At 55.3% G+C, this 18,229-nt stretch carries 18 protein-coding genes; 14 read left to right on the forward strand and 4 right to left on the reverse strand.

Going from position 1 to position 18,229, the window contains the following annotated elements; translation table 11 throughout:
* Positions 1–12: 12 nt before the first annotated feature.
* The 5 genes from BLR97_RS03235 to yidD are packed head-to-tail and all read left to right on the forward strand — an operon-like array spanning position 13 to position 3,829.
* Positions 13–1,536, forward strand: a complete 1,524-nt coding sequence (locus BLR97_RS03235; RefSeq protein ID WP_089702427.1) for an inactive transglutaminase family protein — start codon at positions 13–15, stop codon at positions 1,534–1,536.
* Positions 1,533–2,531: an alpha-L-glutamate ligase-like protein gene (locus tag BLR97_RS03240; protein WP_089702429.1), complete on the forward strand. Its 999-nt coding sequence runs from the start codon at positions 1,533–1,535 to the stop codon at positions 2,529–2,531. Before BLR97_RS03235 ends, BLR97_RS03240 begins: the two co-directional genes overlap by 4 nt.
* A gap of 49 nt (positions 2,532–2,580) precedes the next feature.
* Positions 2,581–3,042 (forward strand): transcriptional repressor, encoded by a 462-nt coding sequence (locus tag BLR97_RS03245; RefSeq protein ID WP_089702431.1) that lies wholly within the window; start codon positions 2,581–2,583, stop codon positions 3,040–3,042.
* Positions 3,033–3,503, forward strand: a complete 471-nt coding sequence (hisI, locus tag BLR97_RS03250) for a phosphoribosyl-AMP cyclohydrolase (protein ID WP_089702433.1) — start codon at positions 3,033–3,035, stop codon at positions 3,501–3,503. Before BLR97_RS03245 ends, hisI begins: the two co-directional genes overlap by 10 nt.
* Positions 3,500–3,829, forward strand: a complete 330-nt coding sequence (gene yidD, locus BLR97_RS03255; protein WP_089702435.1) for a membrane protein insertion efficiency factor YidD — start codon at positions 3,500–3,502, stop codon at positions 3,827–3,829. The genes hisI and yidD overlap by 4 nt, the downstream gene beginning before the upstream one ends.
* Here the strand turns inward: yidD and BLR97_RS03260 are convergent.
* Both BLR97_RS03260 and BLR97_RS03265 read right to left on the reverse strand, forming a co-directional pair.
* Positions 3,826–4,245 carry a SufE family protein gene (locus BLR97_RS03260; protein WP_089702437.1) on the reverse strand — a complete coding sequence of 140 codons (420 nt, stop codon included), beginning with the start codon at positions 4,243–4,245 and terminating at the stop codon, positions 3,826–3,828. The two genes, yidD and BLR97_RS03260, sit on opposite strands and share 4 nt — an antisense overlap.
* A gap of 40 nt (positions 4,246–4,285) precedes the next feature.
* Positions 4,286–5,443, reverse strand: coding sequence for a tyrosine-type recombinase/integrase (locus BLR97_RS03265; RefSeq protein WP_089702439.1), 1,158 nt, complete (start codon positions 5,441–5,443; stop codon positions 4,286–4,288).
* Positions 5,444–5,656: 213 nt separating this feature from the next.
* Between BLR97_RS03265 and BLR97_RS03270 the strand changes: the two genes are divergently transcribed.
* Positions 5,657–6,682, forward strand: coding sequence for a DNA-binding protein (locus BLR97_RS03270; protein ID WP_089702441.1), 1,026 nt, complete (start codon positions 5,657–5,659; stop codon positions 6,680–6,682).
* Between the two features lie 91 nt (positions 6,683–6,773).
* Here the strand turns inward: BLR97_RS03270 and nfuA are convergent, their stop codons facing one another.
* Positions 6,774–7,379: a Fe-S biogenesis protein NfuA gene (gene nfuA, locus BLR97_RS03275; protein WP_089702443.1), complete on the reverse strand. Its 606-nt coding sequence runs from the start codon at positions 7,377–7,379 to the stop codon at positions 6,774–6,776.
* A 280-nt stretch (positions 7,380–7,659) separates the two neighbouring features.
* Here nfuA and metH point away from each other — a divergent pair, with 280 nt between their 5' ends.
* The 4 genes from metH to BLR97_RS03295 all read left to right on the forward strand — a co-directional run bounded on the left by metH (position 7,660) and on the right by BLR97_RS03295 (position 14,993).
* Positions 7,660–11,355: a methionine synthase gene (gene metH, locus BLR97_RS03280; protein ID WP_089702445.1), complete on the forward strand. Its 3,696-nt coding sequence runs from the start codon at positions 7,660–7,662 to the stop codon at positions 11,353–11,355.
* Between the two features lie 2 nt (positions 11,356–11,357).
* Positions 11,358–12,698: an MATE family efflux transporter gene (locus tag BLR97_RS03285; protein WP_244511161.1), complete on the forward strand. Its 1,341-nt coding sequence runs from the start codon at positions 11,358–11,360 to the stop codon at positions 12,696–12,698.
* A 107-nt stretch (positions 12,699–12,805) separates the two neighbouring features.
* Positions 12,806–14,461: a nitrite/sulfite reductase gene (locus BLR97_RS03290; RefSeq protein ID WP_089702447.1), complete on the forward strand. Its 1,656-nt coding sequence runs from the start codon at positions 12,806–12,808 to the stop codon at positions 14,459–14,461.
* Complete coding sequence (locus BLR97_RS03295; protein WP_089702449.1) at positions 14,451–14,993, forward strand: DUF934 domain-containing protein; 543 nt, start codon at positions 14,451–14,453, stop codon at positions 14,991–14,993. The genes BLR97_RS03290 and BLR97_RS03295 overlap by 11 nt, the downstream gene beginning before the upstream one ends.
* A gap of 75 nt (positions 14,994–15,068) precedes the next feature.
* On the opposite strand, the gene smrA is transcribed toward BLR97_RS03295, so the two are convergent.
* A complete protein-coding gene (gene smrA / locus BLR97_RS03300) occupies positions 15,069–15,659 on the reverse strand; it encodes a DNA endonuclease SmrA (RefSeq protein ID WP_089702451.1) in 591 nt (196 codons plus the stop codon).
* A gap of 131 nt (positions 15,660–15,790) precedes the next feature.
* Here smrA and BLR97_RS03305 point away from each other — a divergent pair, with 131 nt between their 5' ends.
* The 4 genes from BLR97_RS03305 to pdxH all read left to right on the forward strand — a co-directional run bounded on the left by BLR97_RS03305 (position 15,791) and on the right by pdxH (position 18,177).
* On the forward strand, positions 15,791–16,261 hold the full coding sequence (locus BLR97_RS03305; RefSeq protein ID WP_089702453.1) for a gamma-glutamylcyclotransferase family protein: 471 nt from the start codon (positions 15,791–15,793) through the stop codon (positions 16,259–16,261).
* Between the two features lie 24 nt (positions 16,262–16,285).
* Positions 16,286–16,909, forward strand: coding sequence for an NAD(P)H:quinone oxidoreductase (gene wrbA / locus BLR97_RS03310; protein WP_089702456.1), 624 nt, complete (start codon positions 16,286–16,288; stop codon positions 16,907–16,909).
* Entirely contained in the window at positions 16,906–17,310 is a 405-nt protein-coding gene (locus BLR97_RS03315; RefSeq protein ID WP_089702458.1) for a DUF2069 domain-containing protein, read from the forward strand. Before wrbA ends, BLR97_RS03315 begins: the two co-directional genes overlap by 4 nt.
* A gap of 222 nt (positions 17,311–17,532) precedes the next feature.
* Entirely contained in the window at positions 17,533–18,177 is a 645-nt protein-coding gene (gene pdxH / locus BLR97_RS03320) for a pyridoxamine 5'-phosphate oxidase (protein WP_089702460.1), read from the forward strand.
* Positions 18,178–18,229 lie beyond the last annotated feature (52 nt).

Here is an 18,229-nt window from a genome sequence, read left to right on the forward strand (position 1 = left end):
AAAGGAATCTTGATGTCTCGGTTACCATTTTATTTTATCGTCGGCTTTTTGCTCATCGCGGGCATTGCGATGAGTATCCATCGCCACGTACAGTTCGAAATCCCCTGGATACCAGGCGAGCAGCGCCAAGTCTGGGAAATTGAAGCCGTTATCACCTTTGATGCCCTGGATGGCCCTGTGCAAGTGGATTTAGCGTTGCCAACGCACCAGGCAGGCTATCGTGTGCTGACGGAAAATACCGCGTCGTCTGGCTATGGACTGGCCTATCAAGCTGACGAGTTCGGACGTCGGGCCGAGTGGACAATTCGTGAGGCTGAAGGCGACCAGCAACTCTATTACTCGGTACAAATGCTAGTATCCCCCGATGCCCAAGCCCCCGTCCAAACCGCACCGACGTTGCCGCCTACGATTGAATGGGAAAGCCCTTTCAACTCCGCTGCCGAACAACTTATCGATCAAGCCTGGGATCGCAGCGCTGATAATGCCACCTTTGCCCGTGAGCTGATTCGCAATGTCAACGGCGAACGTCAGGACGAAAATGCCCGTTTGTTACTGGGTGAAAATGAGCCAGCACAGTTGGTTGTCCGCTTGCTGAACCAAGCCGATGTTAGAGCGCGGGTTGTGAGCGGGTTAATGTTAGAGGATGGTCGTCGTCGACAAACGCTCAGTAGTTGGATTCAAGTTTTCGCAGAAGACGGCGAAACATGGTCGCTTTTCCATCCGCTAACCGGGGCACAAGGTAAGCCAGAAAATTTACTTCTGTGGGAAAGCTCGGGAAATGCTGTGCTTGAGGTTCAAGGCGGCACCAATTCGCGCGTCAGCTTCTCGATGATGACGCATTACCAGCCAGCGTCGGCGGCGGTGCGTAACCATAACTCCAACGACACCTTCCTCAATTTCTCGATTCATAGCCTACCGTTAGAAGAGCAGGCGCTCTTTCAAACGATTTTGCTGATTCCTATCGGTGCTTTAATCGTGGTCTTACTGCGGGTTTTCGTCGGCATTAAAACCTCGGGTACCTTCATGCCGGTGCTAATCGCCCTCGCCTTCATTCAAACCAGCCTGGCAACGGGGTTGATTGGTTTCCTATTGATCGTGGCGGTTGGTTTGGTTATCCGCAACTATTTGTCTTATCTGAATTTATTGTTGGTCGCCAGGGTGTCAGCGGTGATCATCACGGTGATTGCAATTATCTCGGTATTTTCGGTGCTGGCCTACCGAATGGGCTTGAACGCGGGACTGACGATTACCTTCTTCCCCATGATCATTCTCGCGTGGACGATTGAGCGTATGTCGATTTTATGGGAAGAGGAAGGCCCCAAACAGGTTCTCATTCAAGGTGGAGGCAGCTTATTAACCGCAGTGATTGCCTATCTGGCCATGAACAGCCCGTGGGTACGCCATATCACGTTTAATTTCCTGGGTGTTCAATTCATTTTGATGGCACTGATTTTATTATTGGGTAATTACACCGGTTACCGGCTGTTAGAACTGCGTCGATTCAAACCCATTACCGAAGAAGACAAACCCTCATGAGTTGGCTGAGCAACTGGACATGGCCGTCGCAGCTGCGCGACAAGGGTATTGTCGGCATGAATCGGCGTAACATCCGCTATATTGGTCGCTACAATAATCGGCGCCTATACCCATTAGTTGACGACAAGCTTAAAACCAAGCTGTTGGCGGAACGCTACGGCATTACCTCTCCGGCATTAATCGGCACGGTAGAGACGCAGTTTGGCGTTAAACACATCAGCCAAATGTTGACCGGCCACCATGGGTTCGTGATCAAACCGGCTAAAGGTAGCGGCGGCAAAGGGATTTTGGTGATTGAAAAAGTCGAAGATGGCGATTTCATCAAGCCCAGTGGTGTTCGTCAGACGATTGTCGATATTGAGCGGCATGTGTCCAATATTCTATCGGGGCTTTACTCGCTAGGCGGTTCACCGGATGTCGCCGTGGTTGAAACGCTAATTAATTTCGATGAAAGCATGATGGCTTACACCTATGAAGGTGTGCCCGATATTCGCGTCATCATTTTTAAAGGCTACCCTGTCATGGCGATGATGCGGCTCTCAACCGCGGCCTCGGATGGTAAAGCGAACCTTCACCAGGGGGCTGTCGGGGTGGGGCTTAATATGGCCACTGGTGCAGCGCTTCGCGGGGTTCAGTTTGATCGTCCTTGTTTTGTCCATCCCGATACGGGCCATGAACTAGCGAGCCTGGTCGTTCCGCAATGGAAAACCTTGCTGGACTTAGCCGCAGGGTGTTACGAAATGACCGGACTCGGCTATTTGGGAACCGACATGGTTCTCGATCGCGAGCATGGCCCGATGCTGTTAGAGCTCAACGCGCGGCCTGGTCTTGCTATCCAAATGACCAACGGCGAAGGGCTGCGCCGCCGGCTAGACCTTATCGAGCGTCAGCCCGAGGGCGTCCCCGTCCAGGAACGCGTGGCTTTTGCGCAGCATCATTTTGCTCGCAAAAGTGAGTTGATTGATCCGTCTGACACGCCCTCGGCAAGCGCGTAAACTAATGTTCAAAGCGTAAACTGCGCTCACAACGGTCAACGAGACGTCTATGACAAACGCCAATACGCTATTGCTACAGGCGGAATCACAATGCCACACGCGGGGTGTGCGATTCACCCCCATTCGACGCCGAGTTCTTGAACTCATTGCGCGTCATGGCGGCGGGTTAAAAGCCTACGACCTGCTGGATAAGCTTTCTACCGAGCATGCGGCTGCCCGCCCGCCTACGGTTTACCGCGCCCTGGAATTTCTCATTGAGCAAGGGCTTGTTCACCGCATTGAATCGCAGAACGCCTACGTTGCCTGCGCGTGCCCCGAACATGCTCACGGGTTTCAACTACTGATTTGTCGGCATTGCGGCTATGTCGAAGAGCTTCACTTGGACGAAATAAGCGATCAGCTAGCCTCACGGGCAAAGCGACAAGGGTTTAATGTCGAACGCCAAACCATAGAATTACAAGGGCTATGCCAGAACTGCCTAACCACTAATGAGTCGTCATCATGTCAGTGAACCCGGAAGCCAGTCGCCGTTTATTTAAGGATCTTGAAGCGGCCTCTTCATCAGATACCCTGCCCTCATTAGCCACGCTATTAGACGCGGTTCAGTTTAATGCGGACGGGCTACTGCCGGCGATCGCCCAGCAGCACGATACGGGCGAAGTATTAATGATGGCGTGGATGAACCGTGAGGCGCTGGAAGAAACCCTGCAAACGCATCGGGTATGCTATTACTCGCGCTCTCGCGGCAAGCTCTGGCGCAAAGGTGAGTCATCTGGTCAGCAGCAACATTTGCAATCGGCAGCGCTGGACTGCGATGGAGACACCCTACTGCTCCAGGTCGAACAAACCGGGCCTGCTTGCCATACGGGGCGGCGCAGCTGCTTTTATCTGTCACTAACAGAAGACAGTGTGACAATTAACAGCGAGCCACTGATCGATCCTGCCGAACTCTACGCTAAGCCGTCATCATGAAAGGCGTGTATCGCACGCTGATTAATGCGCTGCGCTGGCTGTTGGGCCATGCGTTGATCGCCGCTGTGCGTTTATATCAATACACCTTGAGCCCGTTGCTTGGGCCACGTTGTCGTTTTTGGCCAAGCTGTTCGTCATATGCCATTGAAGCCATCCAGGTACATGGCCCTCTCAAAGGCACCTGGATGGCTTTTAAGCGTATTATGAAATGTCATCCAGGTAGTGCTGGGGGAATGGATCCAGTTCCCGGCGGGCGCAGTGAAGCGCTGTGTCGCGACGACGAAACCCACCACGCATCCCCTTCAAGCCCCTCTTCGCGGGATTAAGCTGCCTGTTGAGCCACCTGGTAGATACGCTCCAGCATGGCGTGCAGGCCGTTGCTGCGGGTGGGTGACAGATGTTTATCCAACCCTAGCTCGGCAAGGAAAAAAGGTTCCGTGTTACGCACTTCATCGGCTGTCCGCTCGCTGTAAATGCGTAAGAGTAGCGCAATCAATCCCGATACAATTGCCGCGTCCGAGGTCGCCTTAAAAATCAGCTTATCGCCCTGCTCTTCATGGCGCATCCAGACATTCGACTGGCAGCCTTGTATTTTAAACTCCTCGGTTTTCCACTCGTCGGGAAAATTAGGCAGCTGTTTACCCATATCGATAATGTATTGATAACGATCCATCCAATTATCAAATATCTCGAATTCTTCGATCAGCTCTTTCTGGGCTAGCTCGGCACCGGACGTGCTCATGATGGTTCCTTCGGCGTTGGTGTCACTAAATGATGACCCATTATAACGACTCAGTGTCGTCTTGGGTGGTTCTGGACACAATCTGGTGACGTTGTTGCTCATCGTGCCACTCAATGGCTTCGTTATGCAGGTAGCGCGCCGTCGTATCAAGGCGCGCATGGCGCGCGCTGTCGGCTAAGTGGCGCAGGCTAATGCCTGCTTGGGCTTGGTGAGTAATCGAAGTATGCCGCAGCCAGTGAGGCGTTGCCCGGCGCAGCGCGGCTATATGGGCTTGGTTACCCTGGGTTGCTTCTAGCGCATCGGCAGCCTCGTTGAACGTATCGCGTATCAGCCGATAAAGCTGGTTATGGCCAATGCCGCGTTGTTTATCCAAAGCGCGAATGGCTGACGTATCATCGTGGTGTTCAGGCATTCCCACCAAGCCCAGTGCTTGGCGCCAATCCGCCAAACAAGCCTGCATGTCATCGGGCAGCGGAATACGCGCGATCTTATTTCCCTTGCCCACGACAGACCACCACCAGCGCCCTTCACTTTGATGGAAATCGCCCATTCGGCTATCTGACATTTCACTGATGCGGGGGGCTAACAGGTAGGCAAAGCCAAAGATAAACCGACGTCTGGCGCTTTCATAAACCTCACGCTCGCCCTGCCCCACTGACTGATTGAGCCATTGCCAAAACCATTCCCATAACTCGCGCTCTAGATAACGCTCAATGCGCGGCGTTTGATTATTCAACCGGCGCGACTTATCGCGCATCAGTCGAAACGGGTTATGGCGCACCCACCCGGCTTCCACTAGCCAGCTGAACAGCCCTTGCAGAATAATCAAGCTTTGTCGCCGACTAGCCGGCGCGAGCGCGCCTCGGAACGGTCGCCATTCAGGGTGGTGCCGAGGTTTTACGGGCCCTACCCATTGCGCACTTGGCTGTGGGTCACCAAGAAAAACCTCAAAATGACGCAGCACCTCGCGGTTAACCTCGGCAAGCGTCATATCCTGGGCGGTCAGCCAAAGCAACAGCCGCTCGGCTTCGCGGCGATAGCACTTCCAGGTTTGAGGACTTTCTTGATACTCCGCAAGCCACGCCGATACCGCTTCGACATCGGTGGTGGCCGTAATACGTAGATCCGCAGGCCAGTGGCCTACAGTCTCTAACGAGGGCAATGCATAGGCGATAGGTGCATTCTTCTCCGAGTCCATGCCCTCTCCTGCCTGATTTTAATGAATTTATGCTGTGCCACCGGCACGCCTAAGTCTGCATTTATCGTCTTAAAAATTCAAGATAATACGGGTAATCTTGAATTTATTCTATTTAAGATAAATAAATTACATTTTACGTATTACGTAATATTGCTATGTTCTTTAAGAAGCGGGACAATCGCGACCATCAGGTCACGCAAAAGGAGCCAGCGTATGGCACGTAGCGGCATTCAATATTCAGATGTTCAGCAAGCCGTCGATACCCTGCTTAGCCGAGGCGATACCCCAAGCGTGCAGCGCATTCGTGAAGTGCTCGGCACGGGCAGCTTTACGACCATCAGTGAGCACTTCCGTCAGTGGCGAGCTGAACGGGAACAAAATCGCGATGTACCCCCGCCTCAGGGGCTACCCACATCAGTGGTCAACATCGCGACTGAGTTATGGAAAGAAGCCCTGGAGGCGGCTCACCAGGCGTTGCTCCACTACCGAGAGGAAGCCGACCGCCAAGTCGAGGCCGCTCAGCGCGAGGCGAGCGATGCCGACCTGCGAGCCGCCAATGCGGAACAGCGTGAAAGCGCCCTGGCCGAACATCTGCGACATACAGAGAGTCGGGTTGAGGCACTTAATCGTGATTTGGCGGCAAGCCAAGCCGACGAAGCGTACTGGCGGGCTCAGGCCAACGACGCGCAAGACACCATCAGGCAGCTACAGCAAACCCATGAACGAACTCAGCAGCACTTGGCGGAGCAACAAGAAAGCCACGCGGAAGCGTTAGCCCAACGCCAAGCCGAATGGGAGCAACGTCTGGCACAAGAAGTACAGCGCCACGAAGCGGCCGAAGACCGCCTAATGGGGTTGTTGGATAGCGCGCGACAAGAGCGTGCGCAGGAAGAAAGCGCTTATCAGCAACGCTTGAAACAGGCAGAAAAACGTAACGAGACGTTGGTTAATAACGTGAAGACGCTAGAGCAGTCGCTTCATCAATACCAACTTGAGGCCAGTCAACAGCAGCAGGCGCAACAGCAGTTGGAAACCAGGATGGAGGCGCTTCAGCAACGCTACGAAGAGGTCACTGAAAAACTCGACAGCGCCGAGTCGGCGTTGGCTCACCAGACGCACCAGCATCAGGCCCGTGAACAGGCTTGGCAGGAACAGCTTTGGTCAAGAATGGAAACTATGCAGCGTCAGTTATCCGACTTGCCCACGTCGCTTGCACGTCATCAAGATGATGAGCGGTAAATAAGCCAGCGTAGCGACAACCGATAATGCTTTCTACACAGCAAAAAGCCCAGCAAACGCTGGGCTTAATGGAACTGGCGGGCGGTATAAATTACCGGTAGTAGGCGTTGGTAGTATCCGAGTGATCGGTCACATCGCGGATGCCGGCCAGCTGGGGAATACGCTCCATCAGCGTTTTCTCGACGCCGTCCTTTAGGGTCAGATCCACGGCCGCGCAGCCTTGACAGCCACCGCCGAAGGCCAGCACCGCCATGTTTTGCTCGGTGAGCTCAACCAGTTTTACTTCACCGCCATGAGAGGCCAGGCCAGGATTGATTTCGCTGTACAGAACGTAGTTGACCCGGTCTTCCATCGGACTGTCGGCATTGACCTTGGGCATTTTGGCGTTAGGCGCCTTGATGGTCAGCTGACCACCCATGCGGTCGGCATTAAAATCGACCACGGCTTCTTCCAAAAACGCCAAGCTATTTTTGTCGAGAAAAACGTTGATCTTCTCAAGTTTCATCTCGACGTCAGTGGGCTCTTCTTCACCCGGACGGCAGTACGCTAAACAGGTTTCAGCGTAGGGCGTGCCGGGCTGGGTAATAAAGATGCGCACAGCAATCCCTTCAACGTTTTGCTTTTCCAGCAATTCCGCTAGGTAGTCTTGTGCACTGTCGGTAATGTCGATACCGGGGGCTTCGATAGTCTCGGTCATGAGGGTTGTCTTCCTCCCGTGGCAGTGGCGTGGCCACTTCACATGTCATTTATCCCTTATAGTAAGCAAAATGGCGCGCCGACACAATCCCGAGTATTTTAGTAGACTATTACGGCGACGACAGCCCTTTTTAGTTTACACACACGGTATTCGGCGCAAACATTGCTGCCCCGCATGACCCGCTTTGTTATGATAGTGCCCCGCTGATCCATTGGGGCTTCTGTTGCCGACGATAAACACCCCTTCTTTTTGACTGAAACGCTGGAGAGCATCCCCTGCCATGGCTGCTAGTGATTTGATTGCGACCCTTACCCAACGCCTGACTCAACGCATCCATATATTGGATGGCGGTATGGGAACCATGTTGCAGAATGCCGAGTTGAGCGAGGAAGAGTTCCGAGGCGAACGTTTCAGTGATTGGCCGTCAGACCTAAAGGGCAATAATGACTTGCTGGCATTGACCTGCCCCGACGTGGTGAGCCGCATCCATCGCGATTATTTGGAGGCCGGTGCCGACATTATCGAATCCAACACCTTCAACAGCACGCGCCTCTCCCAAGCCGATTACGGCATGGAGGCGATTGTACCGGAGCTTAATCGCGAGTCGGCGCGGTTAGCTCGGGAAGTGTGCGATGCGGTGGCCGAGGAAACCGGTGTGCCGCGCTATGTGGCAGGGGTATTAGGCCCTACGTCGCGCACTGGCTCGCTCTCGCCAGACGTTAACGACCCCGCTAAGCGCAACGTGACCTTCGATGAGCTGCGCGAAAATTACTATGAGGCTGCTGAGGCGCTAATCGACGGCGGTGCCGATCTGATCATGATCGAAACCATCTTCGACACACTGAATGCCAAAGCGGCCATCTATGCTCTTGAAGAACTGTTTGAGGATATTGGCCAGCGGCTACCGGTAATGATCTCGGGCACCATTACCGATGCATCCGGCCGCACGCTATCCGGGCAGACCACCGAGGCCTTTTGGAACTCTATCCGCCACGCTGCACCGTTCTCTGTGGGACTTAACTGCGCGTTAGGGGCTGAAGAGCTACGCCAGTACGTCGAAGAGCTTTCCACCAAAGCGGATACCTTTGTGTCGGCCCACCCCAATGCGGGTTTGCCCAACGAATTTGGCGAATACGACCAGACGCCCGAGGAAATGGCCGCTATTGTTGGCGAGTTTGCTGAAAGTGGCTTAGTCAATATTATTGGCGGCTGCTGTGGCTCAACGCCGGAACATATTCGCGCCATTGCGCAAGCCGTTCACGGTTTAGCACCCCGCCACGTGCCTGAGCGTTCTCGCGCCTGCCGTTTATCGGGGCTAGAGCCGTTTAATATTGAAGCCGATTCGCTATTTGTGAACGTTGGTGAACGTACCAACGTGACCGGCTCTGCACGCTTTAAGCGGCTGATCGTCGAAGAGGACTTCACCACCGCCCTGGAGGTCGCTCTGGAGCAGGTGGAAAACGGCGCTCAAGTGATCGATATCAACATGGACGAGGGCATGTTGGAGTCCCAGGAAGCCATGGTGCGCTTTCTGAACCTGATTGCCGGCGAACCGGATATCGCCCGCGTGCCGATCATGATCGACTCCTCCAAGTGGGAGATCATCGAAGCGGGCCTCAAATGCGTTCAAGGCAAGGCCGTGGTCAACTCTATCTCGCTCAAAGAAGGCGAGGAGGCGTTCCGCGAACAGGCCACCAAATGCCGCCGCTTTGGCGCTGCGATTGTGGTCATGGCGTTCGACGAAGAAGGTCAAGCCGATACCTTCGCGCGCAAAACCGAAATCTGTGAGCGTGCCTATCGCCTGCTAGTCGATGAAATCGGCTTTCCCGCCGAAGACATTATCTTCGACCCGAATATCTTTGCTATCGCCACGGGGATCGAAGAGCACAACAACTACGCCGTTGACTTTATTGAAGCGTCTCAATGGATTCGCGAGCACCTACCCCATGCGATGATTTCCGGCGGCGTGTCCAACGTCTCGTTTTCATTCCGGGGGAATAACCCGGTACGCGAGGCGATTCACTCGGTATTCCTGTACCACGCGATTCGCGCGGGCCTGACCATGGGCATCGTCAATGCCGGTCAGTTGGCGGTTTACGACGACTTGCCTGCCGAGCTTCGCGACGCCGTGGAAGACGTGGTGCTGAACCGCCGCGAGGATAGTACCGAGCGGTTGCTCGAGCTGGCCGACAAGTACAAAGGCAACGGCAGCGGCGCGGCAAAAAAAGAGGATTTGGAATGGCGCAGCTGGCCGGTTAATAAGCGCATTGAACACGCCTTGATCAAAGGCATCACCGCTCATATCGAAGACGACACCGAGCTGGCCCGCGCTCAGGCCGAACGGCCCATCGAGGTCATTGAAGGGCCGTTGATGGACGGCATGAATGTGGTGGGCGACTTGTTCGGCGCAGGAAAGATGTTCCTGCCCCAGGTGGTCAAATCTGCTCGTGTAATGAAGCAAGCTGTCGCCTACCTGATCCCCTATATCGAAGCGGAAAAGAGCGAAGACACCAAGGCCAAGGGCAAAATTGTCATGGCGACGGTGAAAGGCGACGTTCACGATATCGGTAAAAATATCGTCGGCGTGGTGCTTCAGTGTAATAACTACGAAGTGATTGACCTCGGCGTCATGGTGCCCACTGAGAAAATTCTACAGGCCGCCCAGGATCACAACGCCGATATCATTGGTTTGTCTGGCCTGATTACACCATCACTCGACGAGATGGTGCATGTCGCCAAAGAGATGAAGCGCCGTGGCTTGGATCTTCCCTTATTGATTGGCGGAGCGACCACCTCTAAAGCTCACACCGCGGTCAAAATCGAGCCCCAGTATGACCATCCGGTGATTTACGTCACCGACGCCTCCCGGGCGGTCGGGGTGGCGAGTCGGCTGCTTACCCCTAGCCTGAAAACTCCATACGTCGCTGAAATACGCGAAGAGTACGAAAAAGTTCGCGAGCGCAATGCCAAGCGACGCCCCAAAGCCGCCGACCTCGACTACACTCAGGCGCGCAAGCGGCGCTTTCGCACCGACTGGAGCAGCCACACGCCTGCCAAGCCTAATATGCTGGGGCTAAAAACGTTCGACGATTATGACCTCGACGAGCTTGTTGAGCGCATCGACTGGACGCCCTTCTTCATGAGCTGGCAGCTTGCAGGCAAGTACCCCAAAATTCTTGACGATAAGGTCGTCGGTGAAGCCGCACGCAACCTGTTTGACGACGCCAAGGTAATGCTACGCAAGCTGGTCGATGAAAAGCGTGTCCAGGCGCGCGGGGTTATTGGCTTGTGGCCAGCCAATACCGTCGACGACGATGTTATTGAAGTGTACGCGGACGAATCGCGCAGTGACGTCGTCGAACGCCTGCATCATATCCGCCAGCAGACCACCAAAGGGCGTGACGGTATTTGTTACAGTCTCGCGGATTTCATTGCGCCCAAAGAAAGCGGCCAAGCCGATTGGATTGGTGGCTTCGCAGTGACCACCGGGCACGGCGTTGATGAGCTGGCCAAAGAGTATGAGGCAGCGGGCGACGACTACAACGCCATTATGGTTCAGGCGCTGACGGATCGTTTAGCGGAAGCCTTTGCCGAGCGTATGCACGAGCGCGTGCGCAAAGAATTCTGGGGGTATGTGCCGCAAGAGGCGCTGGATAATGATGCGTTGATCGCTGAAAAATATCAGGGCATACGCCCGGCTCCCGGCTACCCTGCCTGCCCTGACCACACCGAGAAGGCAACGCTGTTCAGGATGCTGAATGCTACTGACAACACCGGGCTTGATCTGACCGAAAACTTCGCCATGTGGCCTGCTGCCGCCGTATCGGGTTGGTATTTTTCGCACCCGCAATCCAAGTACTTTTCCACCGGTAAGATTACCCAAGACCAGGTCAAAGTACTCGCCGAGCGTAAACAAATGCCGCTTGAGGAAATGGAGCGCTGGTTGTCGCCGGTGCTGTCTTACGACCCACGCTGATTGTGGCCTATGTCGAGCGCCGCCACGGCAAAGTGGTTCGTTTAGCCTGGCCGATCATGTTGGGGATGCTTTCGCAAAGCATGCTCAATTTGGTCGATGCGGCGATGGTGGGTCGTTTAGGCGAAACCGCCCTGGCGGGGGTAGGGCTTGGCGGTTACGCCATGTTCATGATGACGGCGCTGGTGTTTGGTTTGTCTTCCAGCGTTCAGTCGCAAACGGCCCAACGCATGGGGGCAAATCACTCAGCATTACCACAACCGCTCCATGCCGGCCTGGTGCTGGGGCTGGCAAGCGGCACGCTACTGGCCTTACTGGCATGGTGGCAAGCGCCCAGCATTTTGCAGTGGATATCACCGGCAGATGACGTTCATCGCGTGGCCGTGGCTTATTTTCGCTGGCGCGTGGTGTCGCTGGTGGCCATTGCTTTAACCCTATGTTTTCGAGGGTATTGGAATGGTCGTCAGCAAACATATTTGTATTTTCGTATCATCGTGGTCGTACACCTGCTTAACGTGGCGCTTAGTGCCGGCTTGATTTTTGGCTTTGCCGGGTTGCCCGCGATGGGAGCCAGCGGTGCAGGGATGGGGACGACGCTGTCACTGTTCGTAGGGCTGTTGATGTGGCTATGGGTTAGCCGTCATCACGGCGCGCTAGCACGTTGGCGCCAGGCTTTGCCTAACCAACAAGTGCTGAGAACCACGCTCAGGTTGGCACTGCCCCACTCGGCCCAACAGCTGTGGTTTGCCGCGGGTTACGCCGTGCTTTTCTGGCTATTAAGCCAACTTGGCACCGCAAGCGTCGCCGTTGGGCATGTGTTAATCAACCTGTCGCTGCTACTAATACTCCCCGGCGTTGGCGTGGGGGTCGCGGCGATGAGCCTGGTCGGCGAGGCGCTCGGCCGTGAGGCAGAACAGGAAGCGCACCGCTGGGGGTTGGATGCGCTGAGAGTCGCGTGGCTGTTGCTAGCCGTGCTAGCGCTGCCCATGCTATGGGTACCCGACAAAGTGCTAGGACTGTTTTTTAGCACCCCGGCTTTAATTACCTTAGGTACCCTCCCGCTTCAATTAACCGGCTTAATGATGGTGATTGATGCCGCGGCCTTGGTATTAGCGCAGGCGCTCATGGGGGCTGGGGCTCAGCGAACCGTGATGCTATTAACGCTAAGCATGCAGTGGCTACTATTTTTACCACTGGCGTGGTGGGTTGGGTTGGAATTAGGCCATGGGCTACTCGGCATTTGGCTGACACAGCTGCTTTATCGAATAGCCAACTCGGCAGGATTTTTGTGGATATGGCAGCGCCGCCGCTGGGCAGTGCCTAGCTTAAATACTATTTCGAAATAAAAAGATAATTATATATTCTTTTGTAGAATATAACGCCCGCGTTAAGGTGGCGATACTGATTCGTCCCGTTGCAACGTGACAACTTCGCTTTAGCAGGACCGTGCCCCATGTACCGTTATGATATTCATGACCAAACGCTGGTAGATGAGCGTGTCGCTCAATTTCGCGATCAAATGGATCGCTACCGCGCCGGGCGTTTGGGAGAAGAAGAATTTCGTCCGCTGCGTTTGCAGAACGGGCTTTATATCCAGAGGCATGCGCCGATGCTGCGCATTGCCATTCCGTATGGCATGTTGGCCGGCCATCAGTTACGCGCATTGGGTGAGATTACCCGCCGTTACGACCGCGGTTACGGCCACTTCACCACGCGGCAAAATCTGCAGCTTAACTGGCCCGCCATAGAAGATGTGCCGGATATTTTGGCGGACTTGGCCAAGGTGCAGATGCACGCCATCCAGACCAGCGGCAACTGCATTCGCAACACCACCAGTGACCAGTTCGCCGGCATCGCCAATGACGAAGTGGAAGACCCGCGCCCCTGGTGCGAGCTGATTCGCCAGTGGTCGACGCTGCACCCTGAATTTGCCTATTTGCCGCGCAAATTCAAAATCGCCGTCAGTGGCGCATCGCAAGACCGTGCAGCGATACAAGTCCACGATATCGGCCTGCGCCTGTGGTACAACGAGGCAGGCGAACTGCGCGTCAGAGTGCTGGCCGGTGGTGGCCTGGGCCGTACGCCGATGATCGGCGATGTGGTTCGCGACGACCTGCCCTGGCAGCACCTGCTGACCTATCTGGAAGCCTGCGTGCGGGTGTACAACCAGTTTGGCCGCCGTGACAACAAGTTCAAGGCGCGGATCAAGATCCTGGTCAAGGCGCTGGGTATCGAAGAGTATCGCCGCCGCGTCGAGGAAGAGTGGGCGCATTTGAAAGACGGCCCGCAAACGCTCAATCAGGCGGCCGTCGAGGCGGCGAAAGAGCACTTCCCCGAGCCGGAGCGTCGCGACGTGGGCGAAGCGGCCGTGGCGGAGTTCGAGCGTCTGCGCCAGGAAGACCGTGGCTTTGCCCGCTTCGTGACCAATAACGTCACCGATCACAAGGTGTACGGCTACAAGGCTGTGACGCTATCACTGAAGCGCCGTGAACACGCCCCGGGGGATGTAACAGCCGACCAAATGGACGCCATTGCTGATCTGGCTGACCGCTATAGCTTTGGTGAAGTCCGCGTGACTCATGAACAGAACCTGGTGCTTTCCGATGTGCCGGTGGATGAACTGGAAGCGCTTTGGCAAGAGCTAGACACACTAGGCATGGCCAACCCAACAGTGGGCACGCTTAACGACATTATCTGCTGCCCTGGCGGCGACTACTGCAGTCTGGCCAACGCCGTGTCGATCCCCATTGCTCAGGCCCTGCAGGAGCGTTTTGAAGACCTCGACTTCCTGTATGACCTGGGGCCGCTGGATCTTAATATTTCCGGCTGCATGAACGCCTGCGGCCACCACCACGTGGGCCATATCGGCATCCTGGGCGTTGATAAGAAAGGCGAGGAGTACTATCAGGTATCGATCGGCGGCAACTCCACCGACGACGCCTCACTGGGTAAAATCCTCGGCCCTTCATTCTTCCGTGAAGACGTTCCTGGCGTGGTCGAAAAAGTGCTGGAAGTATATGTATCCCAGCGTCACGAAGAAGAGCGCTTCCTGGATACCTATCGCCGCATTGGTCTAAAACCCTTTAAGGAGCATGTTTATGCCAAGTAACGCCACGGAAAGCGACGCACCGTCATTGGCCCCTGTGCATGCCGACCACCTGATTGCCGACGGCGAGCTGGCGGCCGAAAACGCATGGTGTGTGTCCTACGATGCTGAGCAGTTACCCGAGCAACGTCCGGCTTTTGTCCCCTTTGCGCTCTGGGAAGCCAATCAGGAAGACAGCGAGTTGGCACCATTGCTGGCAAGCGATAGCGAACTAAGCGCCACCTTAGCCGCTGAGATAATTGCAGCTCCGGCGATCGCCATTGATTTCCCGGCGTTCACCGACGGTCGCGGCTATACGCTGGCAAGGCTACTGCGCGAGCGCTATGGCTATCGTGGCGAAGTCCGTGCGGTGGGCGATGTGCTGGTTGATCAGTTGGAATATATGCGCCGCTGTGGCTTTACCGCCATGGCACTCCGCGAGGATCAGCACCCTGAAGATGCCCTGCGCGCACTAAGCTTTATCAGCGTTCGCTACCAACCCGATGTTGAACAGCGCCAAGCGCTGTTTGAAAAGCGCCTTAACGCTGACCATTAAACAGTGCATCAGCGATTAAGTTAACAGGGGCAGCCGTTTGGCTGCCCTTTGCATTGGCGGCGAATTGGTTGGCCACTACCCGCGACGTTTTTGCTGTCGCTCACGGTTGTTGGCTTTTGCCCGATCGCTTTTGCGCAACATGACCCAGGTCGCCCCTAGCCCCCCATCAGAGGGTTGAGCGGAAATGTAGGCCTGTACTTCGTCAAACTGGGTAAGCCACTTGGCAATATAAGAGCGCAGCACATTAGCTGGGCTATCGATGTCGCGGCCGCGTCCGTGGACAATCAGCACGGAGCGCAAATCGTGCGCATAGGCATCTTGAATGAACGGAAAGACGAGCCCTCGGCACTCTGCCAGCGGACGCCTGAGTAAATGAAGCTGGGCTTGCACCGGATAGCCGCCGTGCTTGAGTTTATCCACGACGCCTTGCTGTATGCCCTCACGCCGGAACTCAATGGGGTCGAACGGCGGCGTTAAGTCGACAAAATCGTCCGACAGAAAATTGCGTTCCTCAATCGCCGCTTCGGCGCGTTCACGTCTGGCCAGCTGTGCTTCGGAAGGACGCTTGCGGGAAGCACCGGTATCGGCATGGTTTTTACGCGGAAGAGGTTTAACGTCGCCTACCAGCGCTCGAAAATCTATCTCATCACGAAATGGCTGATTCATGGCAAGCTCTCCGATAGGATCCAAAGCCATCGTATCAAACCCGTACCGATTGCTTAAGCATCTTATTGCGCTTGTTTTCCTAATGGTCACACGCCAAGCTAATGGGCTTTCGCGCTGACAAGGGAGATACCATGGCCTGGGTCAAACGCCTGCTGGTGTTGTGTGTAATACTCATGGCTGGCCTTGCGGGGTGGTTGTGGCTGACCATGCTTAGCCCATGGTTTTACGAACGCCCCGATGATCTGGCCGCCATCGAACAACGCACACATCACGTCTTTGTGTATGGCACGCTGCGTTATGCGCCCGTCCGCTGGGTCGTTATGGGCGGGTCAGGAAATCCCCGAGACGCCACCCTGACGGGCTATCGCCGTAACGGCCTGGATTTGTCGCCGGCGCCGGAGCACCAGGTTGAGGGCCTGCTTTTACGGGTCAGCGCTGATCAATTAGCGCGTCTTGACCGCTACGAGCGATTGGGTATTCGCTATGAGCGGGTTAAAAAGCAGTTGGCCGATGGCACGCGCGTGTGGGTCTATCAACGCTTACCCAACGCACAAGCAATGCGCACATCATTACCTGCTGGCCACATTGCTCTGGTACCCTAAAGCACTATCTTGTTTGGAGTTATTATGTCCGGCTCATTACCTTACGTGTTGATACTCTATTACTCGCGCTCGGGGGCAACCGCCACCATGGCCCAGCAGATGGCCGATGGAGTCGAGCAAGTGGCCGGCATAGAAGCGCGCCTGCGCACCGTGCCCCCCGTTTCGCCAACTTGCGAAGCGACATCCCCCGAGATTCCCGACGAGGGCGCCGTATACGTTGAGCTTGACGATCTGCGTCACTGTAGCGCCTTGGCGCTGGGCAGCCCCACCCGGTTTGGCAATATGGCCGCGCCGCTCAAGTATTTTCTCGATACCACGAGCAGCCTATGGATCAATGGCGCGTTGATTGATAAGCCTGCGAGCGCCTTCACTTCGAGTGCAAGCCTGCATGGCGGCCAGGAAAGCACTTTATTGACCATGTTGGTTCCCCTTCTCCACCACGGCATGGTCTACGCTGGCGTGCCCTACAGCGCCACCGAACTGATTGCCACGCAAACCGGGGGCACCCCTTATGGCACCAGCCATCTGGCAGGCCCGCGCAGTGATCGCTCGGTGGATGAACACGAACGCGCTTTATGCGTCGCTCAGGGTAAACGATTGGCAAAACTGGCGCTCGCAATGCAAACGATGCGAGAGGAAGCGTCATGAGGCAATGGCTCGAGCGGCTTGAGCAGCAGCACGGGATTGATCAACTAACCTCACGTTCACGGCGATGGGTGCTGGTGAGTTTTAGCTTGCTATTGCTGATGATGCTGTTTCGCGGTTTTATGGTTCAGGGCGATGATGCTTTTAACTGGCGCCCCATGATAGCGTTTGTGCTGCCGTTAGTGCTGTTTTTGCCGTCAATCATTGCCCAGCGTCCGCGAGGGCATGCGTGGCTGGCTTTTGTCAGCCTGTTGTATTTTAGCCAGGGTGTGATGGTGGCAACCTTGCCGACGCAAACCCTACGCGGAGTCGCCGAAGCTACCCTATCGCTTGCTTTGTTTGTGGGTTGTATGGCCTACGCGCGATTTAGGAGTCGCCAGGTACGCGCTCAAGGAAAATCCTGACGCGTATCAACCAGCACCGCAAAAAAAATCGCATCAAGTAGCAAGACAACAGCACCATTCACTGATTTCCATTATCATAAATGGATAGACGCTGACAAAACGTTTATGGTTCGGCGGGTGTGTAAATCACTGAAAGTTTATGTTTTTATCGCATTGATAAAAGCTTGAGCTTTAATTTCAGCCCCGCCACCATGGTAAATATTCTTGATGGAGAGCCTAGCAATGGCACGCGACATAGCGGATATCAGGCGTGATTATGAAGGCGGCCGACTCGATGAGTCTCAGGTTCCCGACGATCCTTTCGAGTTATTTGATGAATGGTTCACCCTAGCGCTAGAGCAGGAAAGTCGCGATGGCAACGCCATGACCCTGTCGAGTGTCGACAGCCAGGGCCGCCCTCACGCACGTGTGGTATTGCTCAAAGGGTACGACCAGGATGGCATGGTGTTTTACACCAACTACTACAGCCACAAAGGCAGTGAGCTCAGCAATGTACCTTACGCCGCCCTAACCTTCTGGTGGCCTTCGATCTCCCGGCAGGTGCGTATTGAAGGCACCGTAGAGCAAGTTGCAGCAGAAGAGTCCGACGACTACTTCGCCAGCCGCCCGCGCGGCAGCCAGCTAGGCGCGTGGATTGCCACGCAAAGCGTGGTAATACCCGACCGCAACTGGATTGAAGAGCGTCAAAAACGCTTTGAACAGGCTTACGAAGGGCAAGCTATTCCACGTCCCATCCACTGGGGCGGCTACCGCGTTAATCCCGATATGATCGAGTTTTGGCAGGGCCAACCTAGCCGCCTGCATGACCGCATCCGCTTTGAGCGCCGCGACGGCGGTGAGTGGAGCTATTTTCGCCTGGCACCCTAGGGCCTACCTACCCTGTTGGCTCGCCGCTATTGAGTCATAGCGGCGAACCAAG

It is taken from the genome of Vreelandella arcis (assembly GCF_900103865.1).
Classification (GTDB): domain Bacteria; phylum Pseudomonadota; class Gammaproteobacteria; order Pseudomonadales; family Halomonadaceae; genus Vreelandella; species Vreelandella arcis.

Coding starts and splice junctions, on each gene's coding strand:
- BLR97_RS03235 (WP_089702427.1), top strand. CDS start 13: ATGTCTCGGTTACCATTTTATTTTATCGTCGGCTTTTTGCTCATCGCG.
- BLR97_RS03305 (WP_089702453.1), top strand. CDS start 15,791: ATGGCCTGGGTCAAACGCCTGCTGGTGTTGTGTGTAATACTCATGGCT.
- BLR97_RS03270 (WP_089702441.1), top strand. CDS start 5,657: ATGGCACGTAGCGGCATTCAATATTCAGATGTTCAGCAAGCCGTCGAT.
- BLR97_RS03315 (WP_089702458.1), top strand. CDS start 16,906: ATGAGGCAATGGCTCGAGCGGCTTGAGCAGCAGCACGGGATTGATCAA.
- BLR97_RS03295 (WP_089702449.1), top strand. CDS start 14,451: ATGCCAAGTAACGCCACGGAAAGCGACGCACCGTCATTGGCCCCTGTG.
- BLR97_RS03245 (WP_089702431.1), top strand. CDS start 2,581: ATGACAAACGCCAATACGCTATTGCTACAGGCGGAATCACAATGCCAC.
- yidD (WP_089702435.1), top strand. CDS start 3,500: ATGAAAGGCGTGTATCGCACGCTGATTAATGCGCTGCGCTGGCTGTTG.
- BLR97_RS03240 (WP_089702429.1), top strand. CDS start 1,533: ATGAGTTGGCTGAGCAACTGGACATGGCCGTCGCAGCTGCGCGACAAG.
- pdxH (WP_089702460.1), top strand. CDS start 17,533: ATGGCACGCGACATAGCGGATATCAGGCGTGATTATGAAGGCGGCCGA.
- nfuA (WP_089702443.1), bottom strand. CDS start 7,379: ATGACCGAGACTATCGAAGCCCCCGGTATCGACATTACCGACAGTGCA.
- hisI (WP_089702433.1), top strand. CDS start 3,033: ATGTCAGTGAACCCGGAAGCCAGTCGCCGTTTATTTAAGGATCTTGAA.
- metH (WP_089702445.1), top strand. CDS start 7,660: ATGGCTGCTAGTGATTTGATTGCGACCCTTACCCAACGCCTGACTCAA.
- smrA (WP_089702451.1), bottom strand. CDS start 15,659: ATGAATCAGCCATTTCGTGATGAGATAGATTTTCGAGCGCTGGTAGGC.
- wrbA (WP_089702456.1), top strand. CDS start 16,286: ATGTCCGGCTCATTACCTTACGTGTTGATACTCTATTACTCGCGCTCG.
- BLR97_RS03265 (WP_089702439.1), bottom strand. CDS start 5,443: ATGGACTCGGAGAAGAATGCACCTATCGCCTATGCATTGCCCTCGTTA.
- BLR97_RS03260 (WP_089702437.1), bottom strand. CDS start 4,245: ATGAGCACGTCCGGTGCCGAGCTAGCCCAGAAAGAGCTGATCGAAGAA.
- BLR97_RS03290 (WP_089702447.1), top strand. CDS start 12,806: ATGTACCGTTATGATATTCATGACCAAACGCTGGTAGATGAGCGTGTC.